The organism is Robertmurraya sp. FSL W8-0741, assembly GCF_038004005.1.
Lineage (GTDB): Bacteria > Bacillota > Bacilli > Bacillales > Cytobacillaceae > Robertmurraya > Robertmurraya siralis.
In genome coordinates this window covers 2,980,272-2,999,249 of the sequence record NZ_JBBOQG010000001.1, presented here as the reverse complement: position 1 = coordinate 2,999,249, position 18,978 = coordinate 2,980,272, and the positions used below count along the sequence as shown (strand labels likewise).

General features: G+C 37.4%; 15 protein-coding genes and 3 pseudogenes. 11 read left to right on the top strand and 7 right to left on the bottom strand.

Going from position 1 to position 18,978, the window contains the following annotated elements:
- Positions 1-125 precede the first annotated feature (125 nt).
- Positions 126-1,133: a rod-share determining protein MreBH gene (mreBH, locus tag NST02_RS14555; RefSeq protein ID WP_095308247.1), complete on the bottom strand. Its 1,008-nt coding sequence runs from the start codon at positions 1,131-1,133 to the stop codon at positions 126-128.
- A gap of 377 nt (positions 1,134-1,510) precedes the next feature.
- Between mreBH and miaA the strand changes: the two genes are divergently transcribed.
- From miaA to spoVK, 3 genes are all read left to right on the top strand, one after another.
- Positions 1,511-2,500 (top strand): tRNA (adenosine(37)-N6)-dimethylallyltransferase MiaA, encoded by a 990-nt coding sequence (gene miaA / locus NST02_RS14550; RefSeq protein WP_095308725.1) that lies wholly within the window; start codon positions 1,511-1,513, stop codon positions 2,498-2,500.
- 25 nt (positions 2,501-2,525) lie between these two features.
- A complete protein-coding gene (gene hfq / locus NST02_RS14545; protein ID WP_095308249.1) occupies positions 2,526-2,765 on the top strand; it encodes an RNA chaperone Hfq in 240 nt (79 codons plus the stop codon).
- A 575-nt stretch (positions 2,766-3,340) separates the two neighbouring features.
- Positions 3,341-4,288, top strand: a complete 948-nt coding sequence (spoVK, locus tag NST02_RS14540; RefSeq protein WP_137742868.1) for a stage V sporulation protein K — start codon at positions 3,341-3,343, stop codon at positions 4,286-4,288.
- 35 nt (positions 4,289-4,323) lie between these two features.
- On the opposite strand, the gene NST02_RS14535 is transcribed toward spoVK, so the two are convergent.
- Positions 4,324-4,956 (bottom strand): trimeric intracellular cation channel family protein, encoded by a 633-nt coding sequence (locus NST02_RS14535; protein WP_095308254.1) that lies wholly within the window; start codon positions 4,954-4,956, stop codon positions 4,324-4,326.
- 200 nt (positions 4,957-5,156) lie between these two features.
- On the opposite strand from NST02_RS14535, the gene hflX reads away from it, so the two are divergent.
- From hflX to glnA, 4 genes are all read left to right on the top strand, one after another.
- A complete protein-coding gene (gene hflX / locus NST02_RS14530; RefSeq protein WP_340949205.1) occupies positions 5,157-6,419 on the top strand; it encodes a GTPase HflX in 1,263 nt (420 codons plus the stop codon).
- Positions 6,420-6,451: 32 nt separating this feature from the next.
- Positions 6,452-7,732 carry a methionine gamma-lyase family protein gene (locus NST02_RS14525; protein ID WP_340949203.1) on the top strand — a complete coding sequence of 427 codons (1,281 nt, stop codon included), beginning with the start codon at positions 6,452-6,454 and terminating at the stop codon, positions 7,730-7,732.
- Positions 7,733-7,861: 129 nt separating this feature from the next.
- Positions 7,862-8,272: a MerR family transcriptional regulator gene (locus NST02_RS14520; RefSeq protein WP_095308270.1), complete on the top strand. Its 411-nt coding sequence runs from the start codon at positions 7,862-7,864 to the stop codon at positions 8,270-8,272.
- Between the two features lie 66 nt (positions 8,273-8,338).
- Positions 8,339-9,673, top strand: a complete 1,335-nt coding sequence (gene glnA, locus NST02_RS14515; RefSeq protein WP_340949202.1) for a type I glutamate--ammonia ligase — start codon at positions 8,339-8,341, stop codon at positions 9,671-9,673.
- Positions 9,674-9,788: 115 nt separating this feature from the next.
- Here the strand turns inward: glnA and NST02_RS14510 are convergent.
- The 3 genes and pseudogenes from NST02_RS14510 to NST02_RS14500 form a co-directional block, all read right to left on the bottom strand.
- A pseudogene (locus tag NST02_RS14510) lies at positions 9,789-10,391 on the bottom strand (site-specific integrase); the annotation flags it as partial.
- Positions 10,392-10,514: 123 nt separating this feature from the next.
- Positions 10,515-11,478 (bottom strand): annotated as a pseudogene (locus NST02_RS14505) (IS256 family transposase); the annotation flags it as partial.
- 188 nt (positions 11,479-11,666) lie between these two features.
- Positions 11,667-12,017 (bottom strand): DUF3221 domain-containing protein, encoded by a 351-nt coding sequence (locus NST02_RS14500; RefSeq protein WP_212933468.1) that lies wholly within the window; start codon positions 12,015-12,017, stop codon positions 11,667-11,669.
- Between the two features lie 165 nt (positions 12,018-12,182).
- Between NST02_RS14500 and NST02_RS14495 the strand changes: the two are divergent.
- Positions 12,183-13,321 (top strand): annotated as a pseudogene (locus NST02_RS14495) (IS3 family transposase).
- A 538-nt stretch (positions 13,322-13,859) separates the two neighbouring features.
- Here the strand turns inward: NST02_RS14495 and NST02_RS14490 are convergent.
- A complete protein-coding gene (locus NST02_RS14490; RefSeq protein WP_340949201.1) occupies positions 13,860-14,330 on the bottom strand; it encodes a DinB family protein in 471 nt (156 codons plus the stop codon).
- A 477-nt stretch (positions 14,331-14,807) separates the two neighbouring features.
- On the opposite strand from NST02_RS14490, the gene NST02_RS14485 reads away from it, so the two are divergent.
- On the top strand, positions 14,808-15,329 hold the full coding sequence (locus tag NST02_RS14485) for a hypothetical protein (protein WP_340949199.1): 522 nt from the start codon (positions 14,808-14,810) through the stop codon (positions 15,327-15,329).
- Between the two features lie 404 nt (positions 15,330-15,733).
- On the opposite strand, the gene NST02_RS14480 is transcribed toward NST02_RS14485, so the two are convergent.
- Complete coding sequence (locus NST02_RS14480) at positions 15,734-15,817, bottom strand: YjcZ family sporulation protein (protein WP_137744208.1); 84 nt, start codon at positions 15,815-15,817, stop codon at positions 15,734-15,736.
- A 243-nt stretch (positions 15,818-16,060) separates the two neighbouring features.
- Between NST02_RS14480 and istA the strand changes: the two genes are divergently transcribed.
- Both istA and istB read left to right on the top strand, forming a co-directional pair.
- Positions 16,061-17,566, top strand: a complete 1,506-nt coding sequence (gene istA, locus NST02_RS14475) for an IS21 family transposase (protein ID WP_340947791.1) — start codon at positions 16,061-16,063, stop codon at positions 17,564-17,566.
- A complete protein-coding gene (gene istB, locus NST02_RS14470) occupies positions 17,563-18,282 on the top strand; it encodes an IS21-like element helper ATPase IstB (protein WP_095314893.1) in 720 nt (239 codons plus the stop codon). Before istA ends, istB begins: the two co-directional genes overlap by 4 nt.
- Positions 18,283-18,978 lie beyond the last annotated feature (696 nt).

The window sequence follows — 18,978 nt, the reverse complement described above, 5'->3', positions numbered from 1 at the left end:
ACAAACTTCTCGTTCTTTCTGCTAAAATCAACAGTTATTTAAGGACGATGGAAAGCTGCCCAGAATCAGTCTGAATTATAGGAGCAGTTCAAACTTAACATGTTTTAAGGGCACTTTTCGTTGTTTTATTTTGCCGCTTGGCGAAGTTTTTTCATAATACTTAATGATTCACCAGTTCCTAATGCGACAGATTCAAGTGGACTTTCTGAAAGCTGAACAGGTACGAAGATTTCTTTACTTAACCATTCTTCCATTCCGTTTAAAAGTGAGCCACCACCTGTGAGAACAACACCTCTATCAACAATATCTCCACTTAATTCTGCCGGGCATTCTTCTAAAGTAGCACGAATCGCCTCCAGCATATGGAGTAAGGATTCTTTTAACGTTTCACGAATTTCGTAAGATGATAGAGTGATTGTTTTCGGTAAACCAGTTACTAGATCCCGTCCACGAATCTCCATCTTTAGTTCTTCATGATCTACGAGGGCATGGCCAATTTCCATTTTTACTTGCTCAGCGGTTCTTTCTCCGATAAGGACATTATAATTTTTACGCACATATTGAATAATTTCCTCATCCAGTCGATCTCCGCCTATATTGATCGATTGGGCTGCGACTACACCTCCAAAAGAAATGATGGCTACTTCCGTAGAACCGCCGCCAATATCGACAATCATATTGGCCACAGGCTCATCTACTGGAAGCCCTGACCCGATCGCTGCGGCAACAGGCTCGTCTATTAAAAAGACTTGCTTCGCACCGGCATTCCGTGCAGCATCTTGGATCGCCCGTTTGTCTACACTAGTTGCTGCGGAAGGGGTACAGATGATCACATTCGGCTTTCGAACGTTTACGCCAGATTTATTCATAGCTTGCTTCATGATGATTTTCAGAAGCTCTGTCGTAATATCAAAGTCCGCAATAACTCCATTTTTAAGAGGGCGGATGACATGGATATGAGGAGGTGTTTTGCCAACCATTTCCTTCGCTTCTTGACCGAAAGCAATCACTTTTTTTGTACGGACATCAACGGCTACTAATGAGGGCTCATTCAATGTAATTCCTTTATTTTTGCTATAGACTAATATATTTGCAGTTCCTAAGTCAATTCCAATTTCATTTGCTGCAAGCATTTCTTTCCCCACCTATTCTCTATTTTCTTGATGACATCATTTATGCTGTAGTAAATAGAATTAATATAAAAATTACAGTTTGTTCATGTCTTTATATAAATTAGCATGGAAGTGGTTCATTTAGGGGGTTGTTATATAAACGTTAAGGAATTGTAATGTAAAATGGAATATTTGTAAATTGTGCATGGATGTGAATAAACTGGATATTTTTGGACATGCTAATTAAATGTTGAAAGTTTCTCGTATTTCGCGATTAATTTGTTCATAAACTTAAAAAAATGTATCGACATGTTTGTTAAAAAATATTACAAATGAAGAAAATAGCCTTTAAATGTGTTACGATGAGAATTAGCAGTTTTACTGCGATAAAAACACAAATGGATAGTAAAGGCGTGGAGGTAGTGGACAGTAAAGAAAAAGTCCTTGTTTTACTTGGACCTACTGCTGTAGGAAAGACGAAAATGAGCATTGAATTGGCCAAACGTTTCAATGGTGAAATCATTAGTGGTGATTCGATGCAAGTATATAAAGGAATGGATATAGGCACCGCAAAAATCACAAACGAGGAGATGGAGGGAATTCCCCATCATTTAATTGATATTAAAGCGCCGAATCAATCCTTTTCTGTTGCAGAATTTCAAACGCTTGTTCGTGAAAAAATTTCGGATATCACCAATCGCAATAAGCTGGTGATAATCGTTGGTGGTACTGGCTTGTACATCCAGTCAGTCATTCATGATTATCAATTTTCGAGCGCCCCATCGGATGAGGAATTTCGAAAAAGCATGGAATTAAAAGCGGAAAAAGAAGGAAAAGATGTAATTTATCAAGAACTTCTCACAATTGATCCGCTTGGTGCTAGGAATATTCACCCCAATAATGTGCGCAGGGTGATAAGAGCTCTCGAAATTTTCCATTGTACTGGTAAGACAATGAGTCAATTTCAAGAAAAACAAACGGCGGATTTATGCTATGACACTGCTCTAATTGGGTTAACAATGGAAAGAGAACAACTATATGAGCGCATTGACAAGCGGGTTGACATCATGATCGAGCAAGGATTAGTAGACGAGGTGAAAGGATTGTATCAATCTGGACTTAGAGATTGCGGCTCGGTCCAAGCGATTGGCTATAAGGAGCTGTACGATTATTTTGATGGGAAACTCCCATTAAATTTAGCCGTTGAGAAATTAAAACAGAATTCTCGCCGTTATGCAAAACGGCAGCTAACTTGGTTTCGCAATAAAATGGATGTTCAGTGGTTCGATATGTCAGATGTGACCGACAACGTAACATTTACAAAAAAAATTGCGGAAATTTCCACGTATATTGAAGGAAAGCTGAAAATAAAATCGAATACATATTAATAGAGATAAAAGAGGAGGATCCCAGATGAAACAATCCATTAATATTCAAGATCAATTCTTAAATCAATTGCGTAAGGATGGAAGCAGTGTTACAGTTTTTTTATTAAATGGTTTCCAATTAAGAGGTCAAATAAAAGGTTTTGATAACTTCACCGTGTTATTTGAATCAGAAGGCAAGCAGCAGCTTGTTTATAAGCATGCAATCTCAACCTTTGCCCCACAAAGAAATGTGCAAATTGATTTAGAAAATCCTTCACAATCGTAAAATACAAAGGTTCGCTTCGATATGAAGCGAGCCTTTTTACGTTTCTTTCGTAAAGGGAATAGTTTCCCCCTCAACAATAAGAAGCTGGTTCAGCGCTTAGGTTTGGTGCATCCGTTTCTCTGCTCGCACTTCCAGTTAGTACAATGAACACTAAGGAAAACAACCTTGCTCCATTCACATCGGGACCAGATTTAAAGGATGAAGGGGTTTTTAATAAAAACTTTAATGAAATAGGTTTAGATTGAATACATATAGTATAGTTAACATTTTTAACGAAGGCTATGTTAACAGATGGCTGCCTAGTTGTAGTTGCATTAATTACTCCTTTTTTCATTTACGAAAGAATCGGGAATTTCATGAAAAACCGAACATCAACAGCATCATATCCCAACCTGTGTAAAAGTGAAATTAGGCTAGTGTCACGAAAATGATCTCATCAGAGTATGATGATGATAAATAATTCTTTTGAGATGGAGAAGCGGTGCTTTTTCGTAAACATGGCCGATTCACCCAACTATTGAATTTTTCTGAATTCATCTAGAGAAAACAGCTTTTAGAAATGTGAGGTGAAAGCTTTGGACCAACCTTTTCGTATGAAAAATAACGGTCAAATTAGCATTGTTCTTAATTCACAAATAAGAAAAACGGTTGCGAAGGAGTTGCCAGATGTAAAAGTGGTTCCAAAGACGATTCCACAGGAGCATGCAGCTTTAAAGGAAATTGAAGAGGAACTGGGTACATTAGTGGGAATGGAAGAAATGAAGAAAACGATTAAAGAAATATATGCCTGGATATATATTAATAAAAAACGAGAAGAAGAAGGTTTAAAAGTCGGAAAACAGGCACTTCACATGATGTTTAAAGGAAATCCCGGTACAGGAAAAACAACGGTTGCAAGGCTGATTGGCAGGTTATTCCAAAAAATGAATGTTCTCTCTAAAGGCCATCTCATCGAGGCTGAGAGAGCAGATTTGGTAGGGGAGTACATTGGTCATACAGCTCAAAAAACGAGAGATTTAATCAAAAAGGCAATGGGTGGCATTTTGTTTGTGGATGAAGCATATAGCTTAGGCCGTGGCGGTGAGAAAGATTTTGGAAAAGAAGCGATCGATACGATGGTCAAGCATATGGAGGATAAACAACATGATTTCATATTGATTCTTGCCGGTTACTCCAGAGAGATGGATCAGTTTTTAACGTTAAATCCCGGTCTTTATTCACGCTTTCCACTCGTGATCGATTTTCCTGATTATACCATTGATCAATTAATGGAAATTGGTGATAAGATGCTGCGGGAGAAAGAGTATACATTAAGTCATGAAGCGGAAAAAAGGCTGCGTGATCATTTATATTGGATTAAAAATTCCTTGAACGTAACAAGCTTCTCCAATGGCCGATATATGCGAAATGTGATTGAAAAATCGATTCGTGCCCAATCGATGCGCTTGCTCATGCAAAATCAATTCGATCGCCATGACTTGATGACGATCCGAAGTAACGATTTAATTCTTGATGAAGGCTGACGAAAAGTCAGCCTTCTATGATCCGAAGGTCGATGTTAACTCTCTATGTTTCGCTTTTTTGCTTGAATGGCAAGATTAAATCGTTTTGGAAGCTTCCAATTATAAGTGTAAGATAAAACGCGTAAAAAAGTGATGATGATAAAAAGAGTATATAGTTCAAAGGAAGTTACAGCCCATTTTAGGCCGATTGTGATCCCTGCTAAAATTGCCCACAGAGCATAAATCTCTGAGCTTAATACCAATGGTTTTCTCCCTGCTAATAAATCGCGGATGATCCCACCGCCGCTTCCAGTCAGTACTGCCGCGACAATAACGGCACTTAGGGGCAATTCCATTTTTACAGCATAGAGAGCACCTTGAATTGCGAAGGCTGACAAACCGATGGCGTCAAAGAGGTTACCCCATCTTTGCCATATTTTGAGGAGGTTGTTAAGGAAGAAAAAGACGAGCGTTATTGATAAAAGGGCAACCTGAAAAAAGAGTCCTTGCTCCCATAGTGCTGAAACTGGTACCCCGATAAGCAGGTTGCGAATCGCCCCTCCTCCGAAAGCAGTCACAATTCCTAATATGTAAACTCCTAAAATATCATATTCTTCTTCCATTGCAATAATCGCTCCGCTAATAGCAAATGCAACGGTGCCGATCATACTTAATACTTCCCAGGTCATTCTTGTATTCTCCTTAAATGATAAATTCGCCCACTTAAAACAAACAATTTGATTTTATCACGGAGTATGTTTGCAATGAAAGATATTTATTTTTTTACAAAATTCGTGTTCGCTCTTCTTTTTTGATATGATGAATTCGAAGTAGATTGCTCACTCAATTTCCAATTAATATAGAGGCTTTATGGACAGGAGGATATGATTTGTCAAAACAGGAAGCGAGTATTGAAAAAGTGATCCTTGTAGGTTGTCAAACAACAGAGGATGATCTTCGCTATCAATATTCAATGGAAGAGCTTGAGTCATTAACAGAAACTGCAAAGGGAAAGGTAGCTGCGAAGTTAACGCAAAAAAGAGAACGGATTCATCCGTCTACATACATAGGAAAGGGGAAGGTGGCAGAATTAAAAGCATTGGAAGCAGAGCTTGAGGCCGAACTGATTATTTTTAATGATGAGCTGTCTCCAAGTCAAGTGCGAAATCTCTCTGCAGAGCTTGAGGGGAGGATTATTGATCGAACACAATTAATTTTGGACATATTCGCAACGAGAGCCCGTTCAAAGGAAGGAAAGCTACAGGTGGAATTAGCTCAGCTTCAATATCTCCTACCAAGACTCGGTGGTCAAGGACTACAACTGTCAAGATTAGGAGCTGGAATTGGGACAAGGGGACCTGGGGAAACGAAGCTTGAAAGTGATCGCCGCCATATTCGTCGTAGAATTGATGATATCAAGACCCAGCTCAGTGTTATTGTACAGCATCGTGATCGTTATCGTGAACGACGCAAGAAAAACAAAGCGTTCCAAATTGCACTCGTTGGCTATACGAATGCCGGGAAATCGACCTTATTTAACCGTCTGACAGAAGCTGATGCATTTGAAGAAAACCAATTATTTGCAACGCTTGATCCAATGACACGAAAAATGATTTTGCCAAGTGGCTTTGGAACTCTTTTAACGGACACGGTTGGTTTTATCCAAGATTTGCCTACAACGCTAATCGCCGCCTTCCGTTCAACACTTGAGGAGGTGAAGGAAGCAGATTTAATTCTTCATCTCGTCGATATGTCCAGTGAAGATTATTATCAGCATGAGCAAACGGTCCATAAATTATTGGAGGATTTAGAAGTTCAGCAAATTCCTCAGCTAACGGTTTACAATAAAAAGGATCAGCAGCACGGTGATTTTGTCCCGACTGCCAAGACTGAGACAATCCTAATTAGTGCGTTTGATGAACAAGATCGCATGCGATTAAAAAAACAAATTGAACAAATTGTATTGCAAGCAATGGAATTTTACCATGTGGAGGTTCCATCAACAGAAGGAAAGCTGTTAGCGCAATTAAAGAATGATACCATACTAAGAGAGCTTCGTTTTCATGAAGAAAAACAATTATATGTGTGCAAAGGCTATTGTTTGACTGATCATCAAATTCTTGGCCAACTTTATCACTATTCGATTAAATGAAAATGATATTTGATATATAGAAGGAGAACAGCATGTTTCAGCAATTAACATATGGGAAGCAGTTAGAAAAAATCATGAAAGAAGTAGAAGCGCAAGTGCTGGATCTGCATAAAGAGATTGATGAACGAATCGATCGCAACCAATTTCGAGTGCTCTCAAGTTTTCAGCATCATCGTGTGAGTGATTCTCATTTTAATCCCTCAACCGGTTACGGCTATGATGATATTGGCCGAGATACATTAGAAGATATTTACGCAGAGGTGTTTGGCGGTGAGGCTGGGCTAGTTAGACCTCAAATCATCTCAGGAACTCACGCTATCTCCATTTCCCTCTTTGGCGTACTTAGACCAGGTGATGAACTTCTGTACATAACAGGGAAGCCTTATGACACTCTCGAAGAAATCGTTGGTATTAGGGGAAGTGGGGTTGGTTCACTGAAGGAATATGGAATTTCTTATAATAGTGTTCCTTTAACGGCAGAAGGGGATATCGATTACCCCGCGATTAAACAAGCAATGAAGCGCAATACGAAAATGATTGGTATTCAGCGCTCTAAAGGTTATGCGAATCGACCGTCATTTACAGTTCAGCAAATAAAAGAAATGATTGATTTTGTAAAAAAGGTTAATCCGAATGTTGTCGTCTTTGTTGATAATTGTTACGGAGAATTCGTGGAAGAGATTGAACCATGTCATGTCGGCGCAGATTTAATGGCTGGTTCACTGATCAAGAATCCAGGTGGCGGTCTTGTTAAAACCGGCGGTTATATTGTCGGCAAAAAGGAGTGGGTCGAGGCTTGTGCTTATAGACTTACGTCGCCTGGGATCGGGAGAGAAGCAGGGGCTTCTCTTTATAGTCTACAAGAAATGTATCAGGGCTTTTTTATGGCACCGCATATCGTTGGTCAAGCATTAAAAGGAGCGATCCTGACCGCGGCCACGCTTGAAAAGCTGGGAATGAATACGAATCCAAAGTGGGATGCCGTGCGAACGGATTTAATCCAGTCTGTCCAGTTTGATGAGCAAGAGAAGATGGTTGCTTTTTGCCAAGCCATTCAATTTTCTTCTCCTATTAATTCCCATGTAACACCATATCCGAGTTATATGGCTGGCTATGAAGATGATGTCATTATGGCAGCAGGCACGTTTATCCAAGGGGCGAGCATAGAGCTTACTGCTGATGGACCGATCCGTCCTCCATATGTGGCATATTTTCAAGGGGGGCTGACATATTCACATGTCAAAATGGCGATTTGCATCGCACTAAATCATTTATTAGAAAAGAAACTCCTAATTATTGATGAAAAATACTAGGTAAATAGCTCAAAAGATCAAAGAAAAATAATTTTTAAAAAAATAATGTAATATAACCTAACATCTGTTGACAGAAAACTTAACATTACATATAATAAAAGCATGATAGAAAGGTGGAGAGAAAATCGCATGAGCGGAAGTGAAATTCGTCGTACGATGCCACTATTTCCAATAGGAATTGTGATGCAATTAACTGATTTAACTGCTCGGCAAATCCGCTACTATGAGGAACACCAATTGATTTCTCCGGCGCGAACAGAGGGAAATAGGAGAATGTTTTCTCTTAATGATATTGACCTTTTGCTTGAGATCAAGGATCTTATTGATCAAGGAGTTAATCTTGCTGGAATTAAACAACTTTTTGCTGTGAAGGAGAAAGAAGTAGTAACTGAGGAGATGGAGAAAGAAGCTAAAAAAGTAAGACGTGAATTATCTGATGATGAATTGAGGAGGATTTTAAGGGCTGAAATGATGCAAGCTGGTCGTTTCAATCGTTCTTCCCTTCGTCAAGGAGATATGTCTCGCTTTTTTAAGTCATAAAAGCTTTTCCTAGCATGTCACTAGTTGGGAGAGGCCAACAAGAAGTAAAAATAGGGAGGAAGTAGAATGGCGAAGTTTACTAAAGATGATATCAAAAGAATGGCGAGTGAGGAAAACGTAAAGTTTATCCGCCTGCAGTTCACTGACATTTTGGGAACAATTAAAAATGTGGAGATTCCTATCAGTCAGCTTGAAAAAGCGTTGGACAATAAAATGATGTTCGACGGTTCCTCTATTGAAGGATTTGTTCGAATTGAAGAATCCGACATGTATTTATATCCTGATTTGGATACATGGGTCATATTCCCTTGGACTGCTGAAAAAGGAAAAGTTGCACGCTTAATTTGTGATATCTACAATCCAGACGGCACTCCATTCTTAGGAGATCCGCGTAACAACTTACGTCGTATCTTGAAAGAAATGGAAGAATTAGGCTTCACTGACTTCAACCTTGGACCAGAGCCAGAGTTCTTCTTATTTAAGTTAGACGAAAAAGGAGACCCAACTCTCGAGTTAAATGATGCCGGTGGTTACTTCGACCTGGCTCCAACTGATTTAGGGGAAAACTGTCGCCGTGATATCGTACTTGAATTAGAAGAAATGGGCTTTGAAATCGAAGCTTCCCACCATGAAGTGGCCCCTGGTCAGCATGAAATTGATTTCAAATATGCAGATGCAATCACTGCATGTGACCAAATCCAAACTTTTAAACTAGTAGTAAAAACGATTGCTCGCAAGCATGGTTTACACGCTACATTCATGCCGAAACCATTATTCGGTGTTAACGGCTCTGGGATGCACTGCAACGTATCACTATTTACTAACGGTAAAAATGCATTTTTTGATACAACTGGAAACTTAGAACTCAGTGATACAGCTCGTCAATTCATTGCTGGTATCATTAAACACGCACCAGCGTTTACAGCAGTAACAAACCCAACAATTAACTCTTACAAACGTTTAGTACCTGGATATGAAGCTCCATGTTATGTAGCATGGTCTGCTAGAAACCGTTCACCATTAATTCGGATCCCTGCTTCTCGCGGTCTAAGCACTCGTGTTGAGGTGCGAAGCGTTGATCCATCAGCTAACCCATATTTAGCAATGGCTGTTCTTTTAAGCGCTGGTCTAGACGGCATCAAGAATAAATTAACTCCTCCAGCTCCTGTTGATCGTAACATTTACGTGATGTCAAGAGAAGAGCGCATTGAGGAAGGAATTGTAGATTTACCTGCTACTTTGGCGCAAGCATTAGATCAGCTTAGAGCAGATGAAGTCATGACTGCTGCACTTGGAGAACATATTTTAGAACATTTCCTAGAAGCAAAAGAGATCGAATGGGATATGTTCAGAACGCAAGTCCATCCGTGGGAAAGAGAGCAGTATATGCAAATGTATTAATCAGTAAAACCCTTGATGCCATAGGTATTGAGGGTTTTTTTATTTATCGGGCATTTTTGAGTTTTATAATCTTTTTTCTAACTGCCCGATAATCGCCCGATTTTATTTCAAAAAATTATTCGAGGACATTCTTCATATGCTCCTCAAATCTGTTCGTTTGGTCTACTTCAATTTTCTTACTGATGTGTGCATACACATCTGATGTGACACGTTCACTACCGTGACCTAATCGTTCCTGAATATATTTCATACTTGCCCCGGCTTCTAGTTGTAATACTGCATGTGTGTGTCTTAATGAGTGAATCGGAAGAGAAGGAAGGTCTGCTTTTTTAAGTATTCTAGAAAACGAGTTAAATAAACTCGATTTGGGCATGAAATTTCCGTTGTTCCTACATAAGACTAGATTAAGGTCAAAATGATAATGTTCATTTAAAGCGGTCTTATTTTGGTTTTGAAATTTTTTGTGGAAATGTAAATCATTGGCTAGTGATTGACTTATGGTGATTATCCGTTTAGAGTTATATGTCTTTGTGTCACCAAACATATTATCCTTATTGCCTTTACTGGCTTCTGCGAAGTCTAAAGATTTATTTATACTTATTGTTTTTTCTTTAAGGTCTATATCGGTCCATTGAAGGGCAGCGGCTTCACCTTTTCTCATACCAGTTTCTATGAGTACTTTATAAAATATTCAATAAATATATCCGTATTCATACGACGAAAAAGCATTATGGATAATGTTATGAGAAATTCGCCATGATAGTATTGAAGCATGGATATATACGTTCTTCAGGAATGAAGGGAGAGTATCTATCGTAGCATCTAATATTCTGCCATTACGATAATCAAAAAGTTGCTCCACGTGCGAAAAGTTTCGTTTCCATACGTCTATAGATCCAGGATACGTAGACCACTGCTTCTCAAAGGATTCAAACGCACGATGACAAGCCTTAAGACTTGGAACCCCATACACTTTCTTTAAGGCAGCAGTAAAAGGCTTGTAGTCTTTACTTGGAACATACTAATCGAATTTCGAATCAGGTATACGATACATCGTTGAACGATCACATCCGGGAAAATCGTACGTGCTTCTTCTTCCGGTCCACTAACACCATTCATAGAGACAAAGAAGATGTCTTCCACTCCACGTAATTTGAGTTCATCAAAGATTTGCATCAATGCTTATTTTCCGTTTCATTTAACCACAAACCAAGAAGCTCTTTCTTTCCTCTATGGTATAACCTAGTATCGTATAAATTGCGTAATTTTTAGTCTCATAGTCATTTCGAATGGTGGTGTATAGGCAATCGACGAAAACCAAAGAATAACAGTTACTCAAAGGACGGTTTTGCCACTCATCTAATTCACGAAGTACTGCATCTGTAATATCGGATACCATTTCATGAGACACAAAGAAACCATAGATCTCCTCTATCGTAGAAGAGATGTCTCGTTGAGACATTCCTCTGGTGTACATTGCAATGACCTTATCTTCGATAGAGGATACGTCTCTTTTACGCTTTGGGGTTCAAATGAACCCTCCCGATTACGAGGAACGGCAATGTCAACTTCTCCAGCCGTTGTTTTCACAACCTTTTTCTTCTATTCTTTGTATCTTTTTGGCCCTTGTCATTTGATTCATAGCCCAAATGGTGACCTTTTAGCATAGACTCAAACATGGGACCCAATATGTCTTTTAATGCAGCTTACATCTCCTCTACTGACTTCGGTTGATACTGTTCGATAATCTTGTTCGCTAATTCTACGGAGTTTGGATCTTTTTTCAATTTCCCCACCAAAATCACTCCTTTAGCTTTATACTTATGATTCTATCAAATAAAAAACTGTGTGAGTAAGGAATCGTACGCATTCCTCACTTACACAGTTAATATTACACTCCCTAATTTTTACTTTTTATAATAATGTCAACATATTTATTGAAACACAAGAGTAATTAAATGTAACAAAAATGCACAAAATTCTTAAAAATCTATTATTCTTTTAATTTTATTATAAAGCTAGTGTTTTCAGCTCTACCAGGGGCAGATAAATACCTCTTTCCATCATAATAAATTCTAACTTTCTGACCAATATTATACTCATTTTTTAGCAGTTTATTGGTTAAGGGGATTGTATAAATAGTGCCTTTAAAACGATACATTTGGGAAATTTCTTCAGTTGATTTCCCTTTTAAATTTTTTGGTTTTTCATTGACTACCCAAAGTGTGTCTGCCCCTGTTCTAATAACATATCCTTCTTCAATTGATTGAAATTTAAAAACCCAAATAAAAGGTACACTCAAAAGAATTAGGGCAAAAAGTATTATGAATATCTTTTTTTTCATCGGATGTATCCCCTTTCAAGAAATCTTAATTTAATGTTATGACAATAAAGTTTAGGAATCAAACTTATTTTCATTTACTGGTTAAGAAAAGAGTTGGTGCTAGTATGGATGTATGGACACAAGTTAGTTAAGTCTCTATCCTATAATAGAGAGGACGTGTCCGGAATGAAACAAAAACGCTATAACCAAGAATTTAAACAAACCATTGTAGAACTCAACAGATCAGGTACATCTGTGAGTGATCTTAGTCGCGAGTATGGTGTATCTGAGGTAACGATTTATAAATGGGTCAAAGCACTTTCACCGATTGAAAACAACCGTGGTTTAACGCCGAATGAAATTGCAGAAATCCAAAAGGAAAATCTTCGTCTCGAACAAGAGGTAGAAATACTAAAAAAAGCTATGACTATATTCGCGAGAAAGTAACGGATCAAGACATCATTGACCACATCGAACAGGAGAAAGGAAATTTCCCTATTCAAGTCATGTGAGTGGTCCTTAAAGTACCAAGAAGTTCGTATTACCAGTCATTCCATAAGGTGAAATCTTCGTGTGCGATCGAAAACGAAGCGATTTTAGCACGCTTAAAAATCATTCATGAGGAAAGTAAAGGTCGCTATGGCGCACCTAAAATTCATCATATCTTAACACAGGAGGGTTTTACTGCTAGCTTGAATCGTGTACAGCGAATCATGAAAGAGGCTGGAATTCGTTCAACCATTGTGAAAAAGTATCGGCCTACTTCTTCTTCTGCACAAGTTGAAGAACGTGAAAACTTGTTAGAACAGGATTTTGAAACAACCACCATTAATGAGAAATGGGTCGCGGATATTACCTATATTCATACACTAAGAGACGGTTGGTGTTACTTGGCTTCCGTCCTTGATTTACACACGAAAAAAATAGTAGGCTACTCATTCTCAAAATCGATGACGACTCCACTCGTTCTAGGAGCTTTAGCAAACGCAATTGACGTTCAACAACCAGATGAAGGTTTGATATTGCATACCGACCTAGGTAGCCAATATACCAGTGAGGACTTTGAAGTAGCCTTGAAAGAAGCAAAAATCCAACAGTCATTTAGCCGCAAAGGTTGTCCGTACGATAATGCGTGCGTAGAGTCTTTTCATGCCACTTTAAAAAAAGAAGAAGTCTATCAAACTAGTTATATCGACTTTGAAACAGTACGATTGGCCCTCTTCAACTACATTGAGTCATGGTACAACCGAAGACGGATTCATGTAGCTATTCATTATTTAACCCCACAACAATTAGAGGATTTTTGTCGAAAAGAAGTAGCTTGATATAGAAGAAAACATTAGGTTTCTCGTATGAGCCCTTACCTACCCATTTTTTTACGACGACATCCATGGGGTCTATTTCTTGTATCTAGCGAAAGCTGTCAAGTGCGCTCTTTCGCTTGACTGGTTTCGCTAGATACAGGACACTCCAGAAATGGATGCCTTCTGAAAAAGACTTAACATTTTTGTGTCCAAGATATTGACGTAGATCCAATTGGACGAAGGCCCAAAATTTTAAGCATTGCTTACTTAAAAAACTCTTTAAACCAATTAATAATGGAACTAATAATATTTTTCTTGACAATCAAGAATATAAAGACAAACTTCATTGCGATCACCTCTTTTATATGGAAAGTAGATGATTCGCTTAACGTCCATTAATATTTTACGCAGCTTGTAGATCAAAATTCGTAATAAGCTATTTTATTAAACAAAAGAGTAAGGAGGTTTCGCAGTTGGAAAAAAGTATTGCCGGAGCTCGGAACTAACTTATGAAATATAATAGGCGCTCCACAATTTGTGGTAGCACCAGTTGAGTGTACTAATCCCAGATACGGACTCTTGGAATACCTGCTGTTCTTAAATAATCTAATAGCTGACCTGTATGAACAGATTCATGATAGCCAACACGTAATAACATGTCACCTAAGTCTCTTATGTAACCTGAATCAGAACGGTCAATCTTAATGTTTTCTAAATCTTCTTCAGAAAATGACTTGATTGTATCCAGAAATGCTTTTCTATAAGGTTCAGCATAATTCAGTTCATCATTTACTGTGGTAAAGGGACGATTTTCAAAAGGAGAATTGAAAACGGACAAACTCCCTTTGTTTTTGATTGCTAAGTGATAGTAATGTTCGCTTTCAAGTATGTGTCTAATCATTTCGAGGCAACTCATTGCCTCGTCATCTGGCTTCCATTGGAGTTTCTCATGAGGAATAGATGTCCAGACTTTAATACTTCTTCTTCTAATTTCATTAAAGTTTAAAATAATTAAATCAATAGAATTCATCAATAATATCTCCTTTTATTAGAATAATTTAAATATACACGAAAGAATGTTCGTGTGCATAAAAAAGGATGTTATTTTGATGCTTCAGTTGATTAGGAGGGAGACTTTTGGAGATCAAAGTATCTGAGTTAGCATAACGCTTTTATTTAGCTTTAAACAAATGGGGTTACACAAGTAATTCCGTAGATAAAGTAGAATTTATTAATATTATGAAAGTGGAGATTAAAAAATGGTTAATCAGTTATATTTTCATTTCAAGTTGAACCTATAATACGAATGGTGGTGTTTCTTTCAAAAGGAGAAGAATGGAAGTATCGGAACAGAGTTGGCGTTGTAGCATTAATTTAAAATACATATAAATTTTAAGACCTAAGCCTTACATTAAATTAGACCTTAGGGATATAGAAAGAGTTATCTGTATGTGCTAAATTGTAGTTGTTGTAATTGTAATGTATGTTATTTTATAGGAGGGAATCTGTGAAAAAAGAAATTCGTATTTCAGAAAAACTATTGTTGGCTGGATTTAGTTTTATGTTTTTTTTTATGATCGTACAAGATTGGGTTCCTTTAGGTTCATTTAATGACGTTCAAGCCATTAGAGAAGCAAATTCATATAATGAATTAATCACTGTTACATTGATTAATGTAGGGCAAATTTTAATATTAATGGGCTTGTTAGTTAAATTTATGGGAAAAAGGTATCCAATCTGGGTTAAACTTTGGCTAATAATCCACCAGTTATGTATTTTTGTTGGAGTGCTAATATCCTGGTGGATTCCTTATTTATTTGGGTATGGTGCAGAACAAAAAGTCGAAAGATATAATCAAATGTTTGGAGATACCCATTCTTTCCTTCCAGTAATGAATGGAATTGTTCCAAATACGCTTCATTTCCTTTTTCATATCACTCTATTATTCTGTATTATTATCGTGCTTTATATTTCCTTTACCTCTTCAAGAAACACGAGAAATGACAGTTATTTTGAAAATATAAACTAAATGCTCCTTTCTTTTTCTTATAATTAACCACTAGTGTTGCATTACTTTATAAGACTACTTTTCTTCATTTTCTAGTGTTACAGTTGTTCATCCATGAGAAAAGAGAGCAATATCGCAAAAGTATTAATTAGTAAAATCCTTGATAGCATTATTGAGGGTTTTTATTTTGACTTGTAATATTGAAAGTTGTAAAAATCGAAATGATGAGTTAGTTAGATTGCAAGATGAGGTAATCTTTGAAGCTAAATAGAATGAGTAGAATGAAGTTATTGAAATTAATGGTCATTGCGGTTAATTAACTGGAGAAACAATATAAAATATTATGCGACATAAACAATAAGAGAAGCGAAACCGTCTGTTTCTCTTTTAGTGACGGGAATTCTAAAAATCCAGACTGGGGATAATTAGTATCTACCGCCAATATATGCAGTTCCCACAATGACTAGTAGGATGAAGAGTACGACAATTAATGCAAATCCTGCACCCATACCTCTTCCATCTTCGTAGCTCACAACTACACCTCCTTCAACAGAACGCAATAAACCATGGTTTAATAATAGATTCGTAATGCATATTGAAACTGTCTATGGCATCATAAAAATGTAGGTTATGGCATTTAATTTATGCAGTGCCTGGAAGGTACTGCATAAATTAAAAAAAACACTTGTCAACATTCCAAAATACACATACACTTCCTGTTGGGACAAACAAGCGCAGGAGGTATTAAGGAGATGTTGGCAGTGGCCGAAATTAATTATATCAGACATGAGGCTGTCGAAAAAGATAGTAGTTATTCAACAATAGCGAAAAAAATGGGAAGAGATCCTAGAACCGTAAAAAAGTATGCCGAAAAAGAGGATTTTAGTCCTGAAGTGAAAGTGAAACAAAACAGACCTTCACCCATCATGGATTCAGTTAAGCATATCGTAGATGAGTGGATTTTAGAGGACTTTAAGCAAAAAAAGAAGTTTCGTAGAACCGCAAAGCGGATGTGGGAACAGCTAAAAGAAGAAGTTGATTTTAAGGGATCTGATCGAACGATTAGAAATTATGTTTCGAACAGAAAGAAAGAGTTATTAAATGAATCTAGTCAAGCCGCTCTACCACTTGAATCTAAGCTGGGTACAGCACAGGTTGATTTTGGGGAAGCACCATTTAAATATCAAGGAGAGGACATTGTGCTCCCCTATCTAGTCTTATCTTTTCCTTATAGTAATGCTTTTTATTTTCAGGTGTTTCCTTCACAAAATAGAGAGTGCTTCCTAGAAGGACTGAAGCGAATTTTTCATCATATGGGTGGAGTTCCAAAAACAATCAGGTTTGATAATCTATCCCCTGCCGTAAAAAAAGTACTGCCAAATGGAGAACGGCAGCTAACAGAGGAGTTTCAAAACTTCGTTCTTCACTATGGTTTTAAATGCGAGTTTTGTAATCCGAATAGTGGCAACGAAAAAGGGCATGTGGAAGCTATGGTCAAATATGTGAGGAATAATTTCTTACTACCAGGTCTACATGTATTTGATATAGATCAACTTAACGAGAAGTTATGGGACAAAGCTGAAAGAGACCGTGAACGTAAGCACTATGAGAAAGAAACCTTTATTTCTACATTGTTTGAAGAGGATCAAAAAGCTTGTTTTGTTCTTCCAGGGAAAGAGTATCAATGTGTAAGGTATGAAACCGTCAAGGCGGATAAGTATGGTTATATAAGGGTAGAGAAGAACCTCTATTCAACCTCTCCGAGGTATGCGCTAAGTAAGGTTCTCGTAAAAATCTCATATAATACGATTGAAATACTCACAGACGACAATCAGCTGGTGGTTAGTCACTCTCGATTATACGGTCAATATAGAAAGTCTATGAAATGGCAGCCATACTTAAACCTAATGGCCAAACGTCCTTTGGCACTTAAATATACGAGTTTCTATGAGCAACTTCCAACAGAATGGCAAGAGTATTTCAATTCATGTACAGCTGCGGAAAAACCAGAGGCTCTTAAACTACTAGCAATGGTATTGAAAGAACATGATTTTAGTAGAATTACGGAGGCACTTATAATCGCTTCTGAGCATGGCCATCCATCTGTTGAATCCATTAAACAGGTGTTTTATCAACTGATAAATGGACGGGGAATCCGTTCGGAAATACACCCCAATCGACCATTGCCAGAAATGCCGAAGGCTATTCGAGGTTTAGATCATTATGATCAGCTTATGAAAGGAGTTGATCTACAATGAATGGTCAGATTCTAGAATATGCCAAGCGGTTGAAATTAAGCTGGATCAGAGAACATTATCATGAAGTGGAAGCAAAGACGAATGAGGATTTCTTACTAGAGTTATTTAGAAGAGAAGTTGAGCAACGAGAGGAACGGAAGACGAATCTATTACTGACACAAGCGACGCTTCCTAAAACAAAAGGAAATCCTTTTGATTGGAAAGATATATTATTAACTCAAGGGCTCAGTAAAGAGGATTTATTAAATGGTGCATTTCTGGAACGGCAGGAAAATTTAATTTTCTATGGAGGAGTGGGCACAGGTAAAACTTACTTAGCCACCATTATTGGATTGAATGCCGTACAAAAGTTTGGAAAGTCCATCAAATTTTATACAGTAGCCTCATTAGTCAATCGATTACTAGAGGCAAATGAAAAAGGAACACTAAATAAGCTCTTTAAACAAATAGAGAAACTTGATTTATTGATCTTGGATGAACTAGGGTATATTCCTCTCCATAAACAAGGAGCAGAATTATTATTTCAGGTTATTGCGATGTGTTATGAAGCGAAGAGCATTATCATTACAACAAATCTTCAGTTCGGTCAATGGAATCACGTTTTCGGAGATCCGATTGTAACGGAAGCAGTCATTGATCGATTAATTCATCACTCGCATTTAATCGTGTTTAACGGGGATAGCCACCGTTACAAAGAATCAATTATACAAGGTTAATTCTATGCGTTGGCAAGTGGTACATTTTTAAATGCCGTTTAATACATTTTTTGCTTGCCAAATACACACTAGAATTGAAACGGACAAATACATTACAAGCTTGAAAAAAGGTGAATTAATTGAAATTGGAAGTACCTAAAAAATTTCTTTAGGATGATATTGTTGAGTAACTTTGTAAAAAAATAAGTCTTATGTCTGAAATTTAATATTATTAAAAAAATTACTATTTACATATCATAGTAAAAGCCTGTGAAATTTTTTGTAGAAGGATAATGGTGGCTATTTAGGACGAGATTACAAAATTATTTTAGGATGCCAACTTTTTTGACTGAGAATGGATTTATCGATAGTTTTGTGGATGCAGATAAGTTGAAGAGGGCATTTTTCATTGATTCAACCGCACCTAGTCAGTCATATTAATGGGTTAATTCGTTCATTTAATTTACGATGTAAAGTGGCGGGGGAGAGGAAAGGAACATCAACTGTCACAACGGTGATACTATGATGCATTGCTCAAGCCCACAGTATGACTGTAAATGAGCTTTAATCACCGGACTTCGAGTGGAGTAAGTGTTTATAGTTAGAAAAACGCCTGTTTTATTACATAGTTGTATCGGAGAATACTCTATAGGGGATATCACAAATGAAAAATATGCTCTAAACACTAAAAGCCCCACCTTAGAGTAAGATGGGTTA

Coding starts and splice junctions, on each gene's coding strand:
- mreBH (WP_095308247.1), bottom strand. CDS start 1,133: ATGCTTGCAGCAAATGAAATTGGAATTGACTTAGGAACTGCAAATATA.
- miaA (WP_095308725.1), top strand. CDS start 1,511: ATGGATAGTAAAGGCGTGGAGGTAGTGGACAGTAAAGAAAAAGTCCTT.
- hfq (WP_095308249.1), top strand. CDS start 2,526: ATGAAACAATCCATTAATATTCAAGATCAATTCTTAAATCAATTGCGT.
- NST02_RS14535 (WP_095308254.1), bottom strand. CDS start 4,956: ATGACCTGGGAAGTATTAAGTATGATCGGCACCGTTGCATTTGCTATT.
- NST02_RS14525 (WP_340949203.1), top strand. CDS start 6,452: ATGTTTCAGCAATTAACATATGGGAAGCAGTTAGAAAAAATCATGAAA.
- NST02_RS14520 (WP_095308270.1), top strand. CDS start 7,862: ATGAGCGGAAGTGAAATTCGTCGTACGATGCCACTATTTCCAATAGGA.
- glnA (WP_340949202.1), top strand. CDS start 8,339: ATGGCGAAGTTTACTAAAGATGATATCAAAAGAATGGCGAGTGAGGAA.
- NST02_RS14500 (WP_212933468.1), bottom strand. CDS start 12,017: ATGAAAAAAAAGATATTCATAATACTTTTTGCCCTAATTCTTTTGAGT.
- NST02_RS14490 (WP_340949201.1), bottom strand. CDS start 14,330: ATGAATTCTATTGATTTAATTATTTTAAACTTTAATGAAATTAGAAGA.
- NST02_RS14480 (WP_137744208.1), bottom strand. CDS start 15,817: ATGGGTGCAGGATTTGCATTAATTGTCGTACTCTTCATCCTACTAGTC.
- istA (WP_340947791.1), top strand. CDS start 16,061: ATGTTGGCAGTGGCCGAAATTAATTATATCAGACATGAGGCTGTCGAA.
- istB (WP_095314893.1), top strand. CDS start 17,563: ATGAATGGTCAGATTCTAGAATATGCCAAGCGGTTGAAATTAAGCTGG.